The organism is Streptomyces lomondensis, assembly GCF_014651035.1.
In the GTDB taxonomy this organism is placed as follows: domain Bacteria; phylum Actinomycetota; class Actinomycetes; order Streptomycetales; family Streptomycetaceae; genus Streptomyces; species Streptomyces lomondensis.
Map to the genome: position 1 here is coordinate 371,253 of NZ_BMWC01000005.1, position 15,066 is coordinate 386,318.

The 15,066-nt window shown below is 69.0% G+C and carries 13 protein-coding genes; 4 read left to right on the top strand and 9 right to left on the bottom strand.

Annotation, left to right across the window (positions count from 1 at the left end):
- The first annotated feature begins 28 nt into the window (after positions 1-28).
- Positions 29-400 (top strand): PIN domain-containing protein, encoded by a 372-nt coding sequence (locus tag IE255_RS19975; protein WP_190051682.1) that lies wholly within the window; start codon positions 29-31, stop codon positions 398-400.
- Positions 401-428: 28 nt separating this feature from the next.
- Here the strand turns inward: IE255_RS19975 and IE255_RS19980 are convergent, their stop codons facing one another.
- The 6 genes from IE255_RS19980 to IE255_RS20005 form a co-directional block, all read right to left on the bottom strand.
- A complete protein-coding gene (locus IE255_RS19980; RefSeq protein WP_190051683.1) occupies positions 429-1,928 on the bottom strand; it encodes an amino acid permease in 1,500 nt (499 codons plus the stop codon).
- A 160-nt stretch (positions 1,929-2,088) separates the two neighbouring features.
- The gene (dxs, locus tag IE255_RS19985; protein WP_190051684.1) at positions 2,089-4,020 is read right to left on the bottom strand and encodes a 1-deoxy-D-xylulose-5-phosphate synthase; all 1,932 of its coding nucleotides are present in this window, start codon (positions 4,018-4,020) and stop codon (positions 2,089-2,091) included.
- A 180-nt stretch (positions 4,021-4,200) separates the two neighbouring features.
- Positions 4,201-5,502 carry a sugar ABC transporter permease gene (locus tag IE255_RS19990; RefSeq protein WP_190051685.1) on the bottom strand — a complete coding sequence of 434 codons (1,302 nt, stop codon included), beginning with the start codon at positions 5,500-5,502 and terminating at the stop codon, positions 4,201-4,203.
- Complete coding sequence (locus tag IE255_RS19995; protein ID WP_190051686.1) at positions 5,499-6,290, bottom strand: ATP-binding cassette domain-containing protein; 792 nt, start codon at positions 6,288-6,290, stop codon at positions 5,499-5,501. The genes IE255_RS19990 and IE255_RS19995 overlap by 4 nt, the downstream gene beginning before the upstream one ends.
- Before the next feature lie 188 nt (positions 6,291-6,478).
- Positions 6,479-7,579: an ABC transporter substrate-binding protein gene (locus IE255_RS20000; protein WP_190051848.1), complete on the bottom strand. Its 1,101-nt coding sequence runs from the start codon at positions 7,577-7,579 to the stop codon at positions 6,479-6,481.
- 133 nt (positions 7,580-7,712) lie between these two features.
- The gene (locus IE255_RS20005) at positions 7,713-8,924 is read right to left on the bottom strand and encodes an ROK family transcriptional regulator (protein ID WP_190051687.1); all 1,212 of its coding nucleotides are present in this window, start codon (positions 8,922-8,924) and stop codon (positions 7,713-7,715) included.
- A gap of 209 nt (positions 8,925-9,133) precedes the next feature.
- On the opposite strand from IE255_RS20005, the gene IE255_RS20010 reads away from it, so the two are divergent.
- The 3 genes from IE255_RS20010 (at position 9,134) to IE255_RS20020 (ending at position 11,659) form a co-directional block, all read left to right on the top strand.
- The gene (locus IE255_RS20010) at positions 9,134-9,838 is read left to right on the top strand and encodes a VanZ family protein (RefSeq protein WP_190051688.1); all 705 of its coding nucleotides are present in this window, start codon (positions 9,134-9,136) and stop codon (positions 9,836-9,838) included.
- Between the two features lie 68 nt (positions 9,839-9,906).
- Positions 9,907-10,587, top strand: coding sequence for a response regulator transcription factor (locus IE255_RS20015; protein WP_190051689.1), 681 nt, complete (start codon positions 9,907-9,909; stop codon positions 10,585-10,587).
- Complete coding sequence (locus IE255_RS20020; RefSeq protein ID WP_190051690.1) at positions 10,580-11,659, top strand: sensor histidine kinase; 1,080 nt, start codon at positions 10,580-10,582, stop codon at positions 11,657-11,659. The genes IE255_RS20015 and IE255_RS20020 overlap by 8 nt, the downstream gene beginning before the upstream one ends.
- Before the next feature lie 42 nt (positions 11,660-11,701).
- On the opposite strand, the gene IE255_RS20025 is transcribed toward IE255_RS20020, so the two are convergent.
- From IE255_RS20025 to ngcE, 3 genes are read right to left on the bottom strand one after another with little or no spacing between them, the layout of a single operon-like run.
- Positions 11,702-12,625, bottom strand: a complete 924-nt coding sequence (locus tag IE255_RS20025) for a carbohydrate ABC transporter permease (protein ID WP_190051691.1) — start codon at positions 12,623-12,625, stop codon at positions 11,702-11,704.
- 5 nt (positions 12,626-12,630) lie between these two features.
- The gene (locus tag IE255_RS20030) at positions 12,631-13,557 is read right to left on the bottom strand and encodes a carbohydrate ABC transporter permease (protein WP_190051692.1); all 927 of its coding nucleotides are present in this window, start codon (positions 13,555-13,557) and stop codon (positions 12,631-12,633) included.
- Between the two features lie 41 nt (positions 13,558-13,598).
- A complete protein-coding gene (ngcE, locus tag IE255_RS20035; RefSeq protein ID WP_190051693.1) occupies positions 13,599-15,053 on the bottom strand; it encodes an N-acetylglucosamine/diacetylchitobiose ABC transporter substrate-binding protein in 1,455 nt (484 codons plus the stop codon).
- Positions 15,054-15,066: the final 13 nt, after the last annotated feature.

Consider the following 15,066-nt stretch of genomic DNA (forward strand, 5'->3'; position numbering starts at 1 on the left):
GCGTCATCTCGCGTGCGACCCTGACCACATGAACGACACCGCGCCTGTCCTTGTCGTCGTCGATGCCGCGAACGTCGTCGGGTCGGTGCCCGACGGGTGGTGGCGGGACCGGCGGGGGGCAGCGGAGCGGTTGCGGGACCGGCTGGCGGCGGACGGGGTGCCGGGGGTGGACGGGCCGGTGGAGGTCGTGCTCGTGGTGGAGGGGGCGGCGCGGGGGGTGGAGTCCGTGCCCGGTGTGCGGGTGTCGTCGGCGCCGGGCAGTGGGGACGATCACATCGTGGAGGTGGTCGCCGCGGCCGCCGGGCGTTCCGTCCTGGTGGTCACGGCGGACCGGGAGCTGCGGAGGCGGGTCGCGGCACTGGGGGCGGAGGTGGCCGGGCCCCGTACGGTGCGTCCGTAGGAGCCCGGGGGTGAGAACGCGCGGCGGGCTACAGCTGGTCTCCCGTCTTCGTCGGCTCCTCGCTCCTGAGGCGGCTGTGTGTGCGGCCGTAGAGGAAGTAGACGAAGAAGCCGGCGGCCATCCAGATGGCGAACCGGACCCAGGTCTCGGCGGGCAGGTTGATCATCAGCCACAGCGAGGCGCACACCGACAGGATCGGGATGACCGGCACCCACGGGGTGCGGAAGGCCCGGTGCAGGTCGGGACGGGTCCTGCGAAGGACGAGCACACCGATGGCGACGACCACGAAGGCGAACAGCGTGCCGATGTTCACCAGGGCGGCCAGCTCGGTCAGCGGGGTGAAGCCGGCGAGGATCGCGATGACCACACCGAGCAGGATGGTCGGCCGGTGCGGGGTCTTGAACCGCGGGTGGACGCGGGAGAAGAACCGCGGCAGCAGCCCGTCACGGCTCATCGCGAAGAACACCCGGGTCTGCCCGAGCAGCAGGATCATGCACACCGTCGTCAGACCGACCGCGGCACCGAAGCTGATGAAGCCCGCGTACCAGGGATGCCCGGTGGCCTTGAACGCGTCGGCGAGCGGCGCGTCGACGGACAGCCGGCTGTAGTGCTGCATGCCGGTCACCACGATCGACACGGCGACGTACAGGGCCGTGCAGATGAAGAGTGAGCCGAGGATGCCGCGCGGCATGTCGCGCTGCGGGTTGCGGGTCTCCTCCGCCGCCGTGGCCACGACGTCGAAGCCGATGAACGCGAAGAACACGACGGAGGCGGCGGTGAAGATGCCCATCACACCGAAGTTGGAGGGCGCCCAGCCGAACATGAGCTGGATCAGTGGGGCATCGAGACTCTTCCCGGCCTCCACCGCCCTCTCCTTCGGGATGAACGGGTCGTAGTTCTCGCCCTTGATGAGGAACGCGCCCGCGATGATCACGACGAGGACGACCGTCACCTTGATGGCGACGACGAGCGAGGTGATCCGTGCGGACAGCTTCATGCCGAGCACGAGGATGCCGGTGAGGACGAGGACGAGCGCGGCGGCCAGGATGTCGAAGCCGAAGTCGGTGGCCCCCTCGCGGCTGCCCAGGGCCGCGGGCATCTGCCAGCCCGCGTTGTCCATGAGCGACTGGATGTAGCCGGACCAGCCGACGGCCACCACCGCCGTACCGAGCGCGAACTCCAGGACCAGGTCCCAGCCGATGATCCAGGCGGGCAGTTCGCCGAGGGACGCGTACGAGAACGTGTAGGCGGACCCGGCGACCGGGACCGTGGACGCGAACTCGGCGTAGCAGAGGGCGGCCAGCGCACAGGCGACGCCGGCCGCCACGAACGCCAGGGCCACCGCGGGGCCGGCGTTGTTCTTGGCGACGGTGCCGGTGAGCACGAAGATGCCGGTACCGATGATCACGCCGACGCCGAAGACGGTCAGATCCAGCGCGGACAGGGACTTCTTGAGCGCGTGCTCTGGCTCCTCGGTATCGAGGATGGACTGCTCGACCTTCTTCGTCCGGAAGAGGGTGCTGCTCACAGGGGTACCTCCCACGCTTGTCGTCCTCGACATGATCGAGAGGGGGCACCGTTCGTATGCCCCGGCGGGGGCGGATTCACGCCAATGGGCCGGTTTCACCACCCTCACGGTGGTGAAACCGGCCCATTCAGCGTGTCGGTCGCGGGGAGCCGACGCAGGGTCAGTCGCGCACGGGCTCCACCGAGTCCACGGCGTCCGCGGCGGACCGCTCGTACCGCCCGTCCAGCCTGGCGACCAGCCCGGTCACCTGCCGGGCGATGTCCGGCGCCGTGAGGCCGATTTCGGCCATGACCTCGGCGCGCGTGGCGTGGTCGAGGAAGCGCGGCGGGATGCCGAAGTCGCGCAGCGGCACGTCGACGCCCGCGTCGCGCAGCGCCTGCGCGATCGCCGATCCCACGCCGCCGACCCGGCTGTTGTCCTCGACGGTGACGACCACGCGGTGCCGTTCGGCGAGCGGGGCCATGGCCTCGTCGACGGGTTTGACCCAGCGCGGGTCGACGACGGTGGTGGAGATGCCCTGCTTGTCGAGGAGGCCGGCGATCTCCAGGCACATCGGCGCGAGGGCGCCGACGGAGACCAGCAGCACGTCGGGCCGGTCGGTGCCGGGCTCGCGCAGCACGTCCATGCCGCCGACGCGGCCCACGGCGGGTACGGCGGGACCCACGGCGCCCTTGGAGAAGCGGACCACGGTCGGCGCGTCGTCGACGGCGACGGCCTCGCGCAGCTGGGCGCGGACCTGGTCGGCGTCGCGCGGGGCGGCCAGCCGCAGCCCCGGTACGACCTGGAGGATCGACATGTCCCACATGCCGTTGTGGGAGGCGCCGTCGGTGCCGGTGACGCCGGCCCGGTCGAGCACGAAGGTGACACCGCACTTGTGCAGGGCCACGTCCATCAGCACCTGGTCGAAGGCCCGGTTGAGGAAGGTGGCGTACACCGCGAACACCGGGTGCACCCCGCCCGTCGCCAGGCCGGCCGCGGAGACGGCGCCGTGCTGCTCGGCGATGCCGACGTCGTAGACCCGCTCGGGGAAGCGCTTGGCGAACTTGTCCAGGCCCACCGGCTGGAGCATGGCGGCGGTGATGGCGACGATGTCCTCGCGCTCCTCACCCAGCTTGACCATCTCCTCACCGAACACGGAGGTCCAGTCGGCGCCGGAGGAGGCGATCGGCAGGCCCGTGTCGGGGTGGATCTTGCCGACGGCGTGGAAGCGGTCCGCCTCGTCCTGGAGGGCGGGCTGGTAGCCGCGGCCCTTCTCGGTGAGGCAGTGCACGATGACGGGCCCGCCGAACCGCTTGGCCCGCGCGAGGGCGGACTCCAGGGCTTCGATGTCGTGGCCGTCGATCGGGCCGACGTACTTCAGGCCGAGGTCCTCGAACATGCCCTGCGGGGCGATGAAGTCCTTCAGGCCCTTCTTGGCGCCGTGCAGGGTGTCGTAGAGCGGCCGGCCGACGACGGGGGTGCGCTCCAGGACCTCCTTGGTGCGGGCGAGGAACCGCTCGTAGCCGTCCGTCGTCCGCAGGGTCGCCAGGTGGTTGGCGAGGCCGCCGATGGTCGGGGCGTAGGAGCGCTCGTTGTCGTTGACGACGATGACGAGCGGGCGGTCCTTGGCGTCGGCGATGTTGTTCAGCGCCTCCCAGGCCATGCCGCCGGTCAGCGCGCCGTCGCCGATGACGGCCACGACGTGGTCGTCGCGTTTCATCAGCTGGTTGGCCTTGGCGATGCCGTCGGCCCAGCCGAGGACGGTGGAGGCGTGCGAGTTCTCGATGATGTCGTGCTCGGACTCGGCCTGCGAGGGGTAGCCGGACAGGCCGCCCTTCATCTTCAGCTTGGAGAAGTCCTGACGGCCGGTGAGCAGTTTGTGCACGTAGGACTGGTGGCCGGTGTCCCAGAGCACCTTGTCCTTGGGCGATTCGAAGACCCGGTGCAGGGCGATGGTGAGCTCCACCACGCCGAGGTTGGGGCCGAGATGACCGCCGGTCTTGGAGACCGCTTCGACAAGGAAGCTCCGGATCTCCTCCGCCAGCTGGTTCAGCTCCTCCAGGCTGAGCCGGTCCAGATCGCGCGGTCCCCTGATACGGGTCAGCAGCGGCACCCGTGCCTCCTTGCAGTAGAGCTGTTGCCGGGCTTGTCGAGTCTAATGTTCCGCCTTCGCGGGCGGCGCCGAGGCTGTGCGTCGTACGTCACGCGTTCGGCTGTACCCAAGTTGTGCCCCACCTACGACCTGACTGTGCCCGGCACCTTCCGGTGCCGGGCACAGTCATGTCCTTCAGCGCTACGCCCGCCCCGCGGTCTTCTGCGTCTTACGAGTCACCGCGTCGATGACCACCGTGGCCAACAGCACACCACCCGTGATCATGTACTGCACCGGAGAAGCGATGCCCTCCAGCGCGAGCCCGTACTGGATCGACACGATCACCAGCACACCGAGCAGCGCGTTCCACGTCCGCCCACGACCGCCGAACAGCGACGTCCCGCCGATCACCGCCGCGGCGATCGCGTTCATCAGCAGGTCACCCCCACCGGCACCCTGGTTCGCCGCGGCGATCTTCGACGCGATGAACAGACCACCGACCGCCGCGAACGTCCCGGAGATCGCGAACACCGAGATCCGGACCATCTCCACGTTGATACCGGCCCGGCGCGACGCCTCGACGCTGCCGCCGAGCGCGAACACCTTCCGGCCGTACGCGGTGCGCCGCAGCACGAAGTCCGTCACCAGCAGCACCACGATGAAGATCACCACGGCCAGCGGCAGGCCCTTGTACTGGTTGAAGACGACCGCGACGGCGAACGCCACGATCGCCAGCAGCACCGTCCGCAGCACGGTCTCGCTCAGCGGCCGGGACGGCACGCCCGCGGCCTCGCGCCGCCGGTTGCCGAGGAAGGAGCTGAGGAAGTACCCGCCGGTCACCACGGCGGCCAGTCCGTACGCGGCGGCGACGTCCGAGAAGTAGTAGCTGGTCAGCTGGGCCACGACCCCGTCCGGGTCGAGGTTGATCGTGCCGTTGTCGCCCAGGATCTGGAGCATGAAGCCGTTCCAGAAGAGCAGACCGGCCAGCGTGACGGCGAAGGCGGGGACGCCGATCTTCGCGAAGAAGAAGCCGTGCAGCGCGCCGGCGGCCGTGCCGGTGACGATGGCCAGCACGAAGGCGAGCCACTCGTTCATGCCGTTGGTGACGTTCAGCACGGCGAAGCTGGCGCCCGCGACACCGCTGACCGAGCCGACCGACAGGTCGATCTCGCCGAGCAGCAGCACGAACACGATGCCGACGGCGATCATGCCCGTGCCGACCATGGCGACGGACATGTCGGACAGGTTGCCCGCGGTGAGGAAGTTGGAGTTCAGGCTCTGGAAGATGATCCAGATGACCGCGAGGCCGACGACGACCGGGATGGATCCCAGGTCACCGGACTTCATCTTCCGCTTGAACTCGGTGACGTATCCGGCGAGGCCCTGCTCGCGCACCAGCAGCCGGGGGTCGACGACCGTGACGGCGGCCGCGGCCGCCTCGGGGTTCTCCACGACGTGGTCCTCGGGCGTGCCCGAGGCCGTCGAGGTCTTGTCGATGCTCACTTCTTGATCTCCCCGTGGGTGCGCGCCGCACGACGGGTCACGGCGTTGTCCGTGGCGCCCGTGATGGCGGAGATGATCTCTTCCTGCGAGGTCGACTTGACCTCGAAGACGCCGTTGTTGCGCCCGAGGCGCAGCACGGCGACCTTGTCCGCGACGGCCTTGACGTCGGCCATGTTGTGGCTGATGAGGATCACGGCGTGGCCGCGCTCGCGCAGCCGCTCGACGAGGTCGAGGACCTGCGCGGTCTGCTCGACGCCGAGGGCGGCGGTGGGCTCGTCGAGGATGACCAGCTTCGGCTCGCCGAGCATGGACCGGGCGATGGCCACGGTCTGGCGCTGGCCGCCGGAGAGCGAGGCGATCGGGATGCGGACGCTGGGGATGCGGATGGACAGGGTGTCGAGCAGCTCGCGGGAGCGGCGCTCCATCTCCACCTCGTCCAGGACGCCGCGCTTGCGGATCTCCCGGCCCAGGTAGAGGTTGCCGACGACGTCGATGTTGTCGCACAGCGCGAGGTCCTGGTAGACGGTCGCGATGCCGAGGTTCTGGGCGTCGTGCGGCTTGTTGATCTGGACGGACCTGCCGTCCCATTCGATGACGCCCTCATCGATGGGGTGCACGCCGGCGATCGTCTTGACCAGCGTGGACTTTCCGGCTCCGTTGTCGCCGACCAGGGCGACCACTTCACCGGCGTGGACCTCAAGCTCTACGTCGGTGAGCGCCTGTACGGCACCGAACCGCTTGGAGACCCCGCGCAACGCCAGCACGGGCGTAGCGGACACGTGAACCATCTCCTTCGCCGCCTGACCCGGCGGGAGGTTGTGCAGAAGTGTGGGAGGAGTGATCGCTCCGGCGCCCCGCGGAGCTTGCGGGGCTGGTGTGGCGGGGCGCCGGAGGGAACTCGGGGCAGCGGGTCCGCACGGGAGTCACGGGGGTCCGGACGCGGACTCCCGTACCCCTCAAGGGACCTGACGGCTGCTTACTTGAGACCGATCTTGTCGCAGGCGGCCTTGTACTTGCCCGCGCAGATCTCGTTCACGGTGTAGATGCCGTCCTTGATGACGGTGTCCTTGATGTTGTCCTTGGTCAGCGAGACGACCGGGACCAGGACGGAGGGGATGGCCTTGGTGGTCGGGCTGTCGACCTTGTCCTTGGCGATCGAGTCGAGCGACTTGCCCTGGGCGAGGGCGACGGCCATCTCGGCCGCGACGTCCGCCTCCTGCGGGTAGGGCTTGTAGACGCTCATGTACTGCTCGCCGGTGACGATGCGCTGCACGCCGGAGAGTTCGGCGTCCTGGCCGGTGACCGGGATGTTCGCGATGCCGGCGGCCTTCAGGGCCGTGATGATGCCGCCCGCCATGCCGTCGTTGGCGGAGTAGACGCCGACGATCTTGTCCTTGCCGAGGGCGGAGATGGCGCCCTCCATGTTGGCGTTGGCGTTCTCCGGCTTCCACTCCTTGGTGTCGTACTCGCGGCCGATCTTCACCTTGCCGTCGAGGACGGAGTGCGCGCCCTGCTTGAACTGGGCGGCGTTCGGGTCGGTGGAGGACCCGTTCATCATGACGATCTGGCCGTCCTTGGCCTTGGAGCCCAGGGCCTTCAGCAGGGCCTCGCCCTGGGTCTTGCCGACGGTGACGTTGTCGAACGAGGTGTAGGCGTCGATCGGGCCCTCGGCCAGGCGGTCGTAGGCGACGACGGGGATGCCCGCGTCCTTGGCCTTCTTCACCGAGCCGGCGATGGCCTTGGAGTCCACCGCGTCCACGATCAGCACGTCGACCTTGTTGGTCACCATCGTGTCGACCTGCTGGTTCTGCGTGCTGGCGTCCTGCTTGGCGTTGGCGTAGACGACCTCGCCCTTGCCGTTGGTGAGTTCCCTGACCTTCTTCTCGATGAGCGGCCGGTCGAACTTCTCGTATCGGGCGGTCGCGTTCTCCGGAAGGAGGAGGCCGACCTTGATGTCGTCGCCCTTCTTGGCGGACCCGGTGGAGTCGGCGTTGTCGCCGGACTCCTTGGCGCTGCCACAGGCAGCAAGCGAAACGGCCATCGCGCCGACGGCAATGGCAACGGCGGCACGACGCATACGCGTGTTCACTTAAGAAACCTCCCTGACGAGGCCGCGACATTGCGGCCGAGGTGGCTGGAAGTCAACTCGGCCACACGTGCGACGTCAAGAAGTAAATCCTTAACGAGATGGCAACGGTGCCATCCGTTCTCTAAGTGAAGGCAGGGCTCGCCGCCCGCAGGGCCCCAACGGCGGTCCCGTCCAAAAGGGTTGAATCGCCCATCTCGCTGAGCGCGAGGGCAAGCGCTCCGAGCACCTCCGCACGGCCGCCGAGTGCCCCGGGGAGAACGGACAGCTGGCGCGCGGCGCTGGGGATGGCGTAGCGGCCGACGGACTCCCGGATCGGCCCGAGCACCAGCTCACCGGCCTCCGCGAGATCACCGCCGAGGACCACCCGGCTCGGGTTCAGAAGGTTGCAGAGATTGGCCACTCCACTGCCGATGTGGCGGCCGACGTCGGCGATCACCCGACGGCAGCCCGGGTCTCCGTCCCGCGCGAGCCGTACGACGCCTTCCATGGTCAGGTCGGTGCCGTGGCTGGACTGGAGGAGCGGGAGCACGTAGCGCGCGGCCGCGAAGGTCTCCAGGCAGCCGCGGTTTCCGCAGCGGCAGACGGGGCCGGATTCGTCGAGCGTAATATGTCCGATTTCTCCGGCAGTACCGCCGGGGCCGCGGTAGATCTTGCCGTTGATCACCAAGCCCGCGCCGACACCGCTGGCGACCTTGATGTACGCCAGGTCGCGGACGCCCCGGCCGCTGCCCCAGACCATCTCGCCGAGGGCGCCGAGGTTGGCGTCGTTGTCCACGTGCACGGGGACGCCGAGGCGGCCGCGCAGCTCCTCGGCGGGCTTGGTGCCGGTCCAGCCGGGCAGGATGGCGGTCGAGCCGAGGGTGCCGGACTCGACGTCGATCGGGCCGGGGACGCCGAGGCCGACGCCGGCGATCTTGGAGCGGTCGACGCCGGTGGCCTCGATCAGGCGGGTGACCAGCTGTTCCGCGCGGTCGAAGCCCTGGGTGGACGAGGCGTCCACGTCCAGGGGCTCGGACTCCTCGGCGAGGACCTGGTGGGCGAGGTTGCCGATGGCCACGCGCAGGTGGGTGTGGCCGAAGTCGACCCCTATGACGATGCCGGCGTCGCCGCTCAGCGACACGCTGCGGGCCCTGCGGCCGCCCGCCGAGGTGGGGGTGACCTCGACGGTGCCGCTCTCCTTCAACTCCCGGACGATGTTGGAGACCGTCGCCGCGGACAGGCCGGTCGTCCGCGCGATCTCGGCCTGGGTGAGGGAACCCGCCAGGCGGACGGCCCGTACGACCCGCTCCAGGTTGGCTCGGTGCAGCGACGACTGCGACCCCGGAGTCTCCACGACGACCTCCTGCGCACGGGGCCGCTTCTATGAGGCCCCGTCTATGTCCAACTAGTGAACTCTAAGCTGAGCCGTTCGGGTTGCCTCCCGTCAAGAGGTTGAACCGTTTCCGGTGGGTGCACGTGCGGTCGCGCAGGGCTACGGGCGTATCGCGGGTGTATCGAAAACCGCATACGCCAGGGCAACGGCCCGCCGTCTCCAATGAGGACATGAAGCTCAACGCATCCCTGCCTGCACCGCTGCGCCGCACGCGCCGAATCGTGTTCGCCGCCCTGGCGGTCCTCGGCCTGGCGGGCGCCCTGTTCGTCGTGCGGCGGCCGCTCATGATGTCCGCTCCGAGGTGCATGGCCGGGCGGTGGCACGGCTGCTTCGACACGTTCAACGGTGTGGTGCTCATGACGCTGGTCGCGCTGCCGCTCGCCGCGCTGGTGGTGTGGGCTCTGGCGCGCCGCCGACGGGCCGCCGGCGTCCCGTCGGCGTGGCGGCTGTCGCTGGCCGAGGTGGGCATGGTCCACGGGACGGTGCCGTTCCTGTGGCTGACCCTGATGCCGGGCGGCGGAGCCGGCACCGTGCCCGCCCGGGTGAGCCTGGTGCCGCTGCGGGACCTGGTCACCATGGGGACGCTCGGCATCCTCGGCAATCTGCTGATCTTCGCGGCGCTGGGGTTCTTCGCCCCGATGCGGTTCACGGCGCTGGCGTCCGTGCCGCGGGTCCTGGCGCTCGGGGCGGGCTGCTCGGTCCTGGTCGAGACCGCGCAGTACGTCCTGCGGCTGGACCGGGTGTCCTCCGTGGACGACGTCCTGGTCAACGCCACCGGCGCGGTGCTGGCCGGGCTGGCGTCGCGCCGCTGGTGGCGCACCGCGGCGCAAGCGCCGTCGGACCGGCCGCGCCCCGCGATGGCACCGGCGGGCTGAGTCGCGCGGCCGGTGCGCACACGTCTCGGCATACGTCGGCGATATGGGGTGCTGCCTAGGCTTCGGACATGCGGGTACTGATCGTGGAGGACGAGCCCTACCTGGCCGAAGCCGTCCGTGACGGTCTGCGGCTGGAGGCGATCGCCGCCGACATCGCCGGCGACGGCGACTCCGCCCTGGAACTGCTCAGCGTCAACTCCTACGACCTCGCGGTCCTCGACCGCGACATCCCCGGCCCCTCCGGCGACGAGGTCGCCCGGCACATCGTCGCCTCCGGCAGCGGCATCCCGATCCTCATGCTCACCGCCGCCGACCGGATCGACGACAAGGCGTCCGGGTTCGAGCTGGGTGCCGACGACTACCTCACCAAGCCGTTCGAGCTGCGGGAACTCGTCCTGCGGCTGCGGGCGCTCGACCGCAGGCGCGCCTACGCCCGGCCCCCGGTCCGCGAGATCGCGGGCCTGCGCCTCGACCCCTTCCGCCGGGAGGTCTTCCGCGACGGACGCTACGTCGCGCTCACCCGCAAGCAGTTCGCCGTGCTCGAGGTCCTCGTCGCCGCCGAAGGCGGGGTCGTCAGCACCGAAGAGCTGCTGGAGCGGGCCTGGGACGCCAACGCCGACCCCTTCACCAACGCCGTCCGCATCACCGTCTCCGCGCTGCGCAAACGGCTCGGCGAACCCTGGGTCATCGCCACGGTGCCGGGTGTCGGCTACCGCATCGACACCGGCCCCGGCCGTGCGCATGCGTAGACGCCCAGGGCTCAGCGTCCGGCTGAAACTCACCCTCAGCTACGCCGGGTTCCTCGCCGTCGCCGGCGCCCTCCTGCTGGCCGTGGTGTGGGGGTTCCTGCTGCGCTACGTGCCCGACAACTCCCAGGGCCTGCTGGGGATCTCGCCCAACCGCTACCTCCTGGTGCGCACCTTCTTCCCCGCCGCGGCCGTGGCGATGGCCTTCCTGCTGGTGTTCGGCCTCGTCGGGGGGTGGATCCTCGCGGGCCGGATGCTCGCACCGCTCACTCGGATCAGTGCCGCGGCACGGCTGGCCGGGGGCGGATCGCTGTCCCACCGGATCCGCATGGCAGGCCGCCGGGACGAGTTCCGTGAACTCGCCGACACGTTCGACACCATGCTCGAACAACTCGAGTCGCACGTCGCCGAGCAGCGGAGGTTCGCCGCGAACGCCTCCCACGAGCTGCGCACCCCGCTGGCCATCTCGCAGACGCTGCTCGACGTCGCCCGCAAGGACCCCACTCGGGACCCAAGGGAGCTCTTCGACCGCCTCCAGGCGGTCAACACGCGCGCGATCGACCTCACCGAGGCCCTCCTGCTGCTCAGCCGCAGCGACCGCGGGACCTTCACCCGCGAGAGCGTCGACCTGTCCCTGGTCGCCGAAGAGGCCGCCGAGACTCTGCTCCCCCTCGCCGAACAGCGCGGGATCACGCTCGACGTCACCGGCGGCGCGGCACGGACCAGCGGCTCCGCGGAGCTCCTGCTGCGGATGGTGACGAACCTCGTCCAGAACGCCATCGTCCACAACCTCCCCGCCGGCGGCACCGTGACGGTCCACACCGGAGCGGAGCACGGCGCGAGCGTGCTGCGGGTCGAGAACACGGGCCGTCCCGTGCCGGCGGAGCTGGTGCCGACCCTCACCGAGCCCTTCCGGCGCGGAACGGAACGCGTACGCACCGACGAGCACGCCGGCGTCGGCCTCGGCCTGGCCATCGTGCACAGCGTCGTCCGCGCCCACGACGGGACCCTCGACCTCGTCCCCCGCCCCGCCGGCGGACTCCTCGTGATGGTGCGGCTTCCCGGCACGCCCTGATCGGGCCGCCGAGGACGGCACGGGCGGGCGCGGCGGCCTGTGCTACTTCAGCGCGCCCGCCGTCAGGCCCTGCACCACCTGCCGCTGGAAGACGATGTACGCGGCGAGGACCGGCAGCATCGCCATCACCAGGCCCGCGAAGAGGCCCGACCAGTCGCCCTTGTACCCCTGGCTCACCGCCAGCTGGACGAGGCCCTGGGTGAGGACGCGCTTGTCGGGGTCGGTGTTGAGGACCGTGGGCAGCATGTACTGGTTCCACTGGCCCAGGAAGTTGAAGATGCCGACGCTGACCAGGCCGGGCTTGGCCATGGGCAGCATGATCTGGAAGAACGTGCGGCTGTGGGACGCGCCGTCGACGAAGGCCGCTTCGGCGATCGACGTCGGCAGCGTGCGGAAGAACGCCGTCAGGAAGAACACCGTGAACGGCAGCGAGTAGGCGATGTAGACCAGGATCAGGCCGTGGATGGTGTTCAGCAGGCCCATGTTGTTCACGACGTAGAACAGCGGGACCAGCGCCAGCATGATCGGGAAGCTCATGCCGCCGATGAACAGGTAGTAGATGAACCGGTTGCCCGGGAAGTCGAAGCGGGCCAGGACGTAGGCCGCCATCGAGCCGAGGACCAGGGTGCCGATGAGCGAACCGCCCACCACCAGGACGGTGTTGAGGAAGTAGTCGCTCATGTTGGCCTCGGTCCACGCCCGCGACCAGTTGTCGAAACGCAGCGTGTCCGGCAGCGACCAGGGGGAGCTGAAGATCGAGCGGTCGTCCTTGAAGGACGTCATGACCGCCCAGAGCAGCGGCATCACCACCATGATCGCCCAGATGACGAGGACGCCGTGGGAGAAGACGTTGAGGGCCGTGCCCTCCTTCTTCTCCTTCGGCGGTGCGGCCGGCGGCAGGTCCGCCTTGCCGAGGGGGGCGCCGGACTCGGCCGGTACGGGAGCGGGGGTCTCGGTCGTCTTCATGGGAATCAGTACTCCAGCCGCTCGCGACGGCCCAGCCGCATCACCACGGCGGCGAAGGCCAGGGTGACGACGAGCAGGGCGACACCGATGGTGGTGGCGTAGGCGGCCTGCCCGTCGCGGAACGCCTTCTGGTACACGTACAGGACCATGACGGTGGTCGAGTAGTCGGGACCGCCCGGCCCGGTCGTCATGATCTGCACGACCGCGAACGACTCGGCGCCCAGGGCGAGGATGCCCATGTAGACCCAGCCGGACTGCACGGTGTCCCACAGCAGGGGCAGGGTGATGCGGAAGAAGGTGGTGAAGCGGTTCGCGCCGTCCAGGAGCGCCGCCTCGTACATCTCCGCCGGGATGGAGGCCATGCCGGCGGAGAAGAGCACCACGAAGAAGCCGACCGTGGACCAGACGAGGACCGCCATCACGGCCCACAGCGCCAGGTCGGGGTCGCCGAGCCACAGCGGCTGGACGTCGCCGAGGCCGATCCCGCGCAGGACCGAGTTGATCGCGCCGCTGTCCGGGTTGTACGCGAACGCGAACAGCAGCGCGACGATGGCGATCGAGAGGACCTGCGGGAAGAAATAGACGATCTTGTAGAAGGAGGAACCGCGGACGCCGGTGATCACCGGGCCGTTCTTCCTCTTTCTGCCGCCCACATTGATCATGAAGGCGAAGAACAGCGCGAGGCTGATCGTCACCACCGGCAGCAGGAGGGCGAACAGCAGGCTGTGCTGCAACGACTTCCAGAAGATGTCGTCGTCGAGCATCCGGCTGTAGTTGTCGAAACCGACCATCTTGAATTCGGGGCTCAGGCCGGTCCAGTCCGTGAACGAGTAGTAGATGGACTGGATGAACGGCCAGACCACGAAGAGCGCGTACAGTCCCAGGGGCAGCGCGAGGAAGCCCACGATGAACCGGTACTTGCCGTGCTGCATCGCCACTCCGGTGCCGTTGCGGAAGAAGAATTCCGGTGCTGTTACTGGTGCTTGTAGTGCTTGATCGAGGTGTCCTTGGCGGTCTCGTCGGCGAAGCCCTGGATCTTCTTGATGGCCTCGGCGGGGGTGAGGCGGCCGGCCATCATCTCGCCCAGACCGGAGACGCCGATCTTCTCCTTCTGCAACTGCACGTACCAGTCCTGCATCCGGGGGTTCAGCACGTTCTCGCCGGCCTTCTCCAGTGCCGCGACGCCCGATTTCAGGCCCGGGGTGAGGGTGATGCCGTCGGTGCCGCCGTTGTACGCGGTCAGCGACTTCACCTTGCTGGTGAAGTTCTTCGAGGACGCCTCGCTGAGCATGATGCGCAGCTGCTCCATGCCGCCCTCGGCGTTCTTCGCCTTGGCCGGGACGATGAAGGGCTCGCCGCCGGAGGCCCAGATGGTGCCGAAGGGCAGCTTGTCGGAGGAGTCCAGGCCGGTGGGCGCGGAGACCGCGAGGTCGAAGTCCTTCGGGATGACGTTCGCCGACTCGTTCTCCACCCAGGAGCCGTTCGGGATGAACAGCGCCTTGCCCTGGGCCCAGGCGGTCTGCGACTGGATGTGGTCCAGGCCCGGGGTGCCCTTGAGGACGTAACCCTTCTTGTAGAGCTCGTAGTACGCGTCGAAGCAGGCCTTGACGGCCGGGTGCTTCCAGGCGTTCGGCTCCAGGTTGTCGATGGCGTCGAGAACCTCGCGGCCGCCGACCTTGCCGATCATCGGGTAGAGCGAGAAGGGGAGGTAGTACGGGTACTTGCCCGCGTACGTCCAGCCCGCCATGCCCTTCTTCTTGGCCTTCTCGCAGACCGCGAGCATCTCGTCCCACGTCTCGGGATAGGCGGAGTCGAGCGAGTCCAGGGCCTTCTGCGAGTACCAGACGCCGTACACCGTGTAGGCGTAGTACATGATCCAGACCGGGTCGCCGTCGAGCCGGCCCATCTCCACGATGCCGGGGCGCAGCGTGTCGCGGACCTTCTTGCCCGGGTCGTCGTACGACGGGGCGTCCAGCAGCGGGGTCAGGTCGGTGAGCTGGTTCTTGGCGGCCAGGACGCCCATGTCCATCTGCTCGGCGCCGGAGTTGTCGATGAGGTCCGGCGGGGTGCCCTGGTTGAAGCGGGGCTGGAGCGTGGACTGGATCTTCTGGGTGGCGGAGAACTTCACCTTCGCCTTGGGGAAGTTCTTCTCGTAGATCTGCACGGCGTCCTCGGCGTACTCCTTGCCGAAACCGCCGTCGAACAGGACGAATTCCATGCCCGCGCTGTCGTTGACGCCGAGCGGGTTCTTCGCGGTCTTCTTGCCGGCCTTGGCCTTGTCGCCGCTGTCGCCCCCGCCGCTGCTGGCGCAGGCGGACAGGAAGCTCATCGTGGGGACGGAGATCAGCCCGAGCGCGGCGGACCTTTTGATCAGATCACGGCGGCCGACACCCTCGGTGCCGTGGTTCTCGGCGGAAGTGGATCCCATGCTCAAGTCCTCG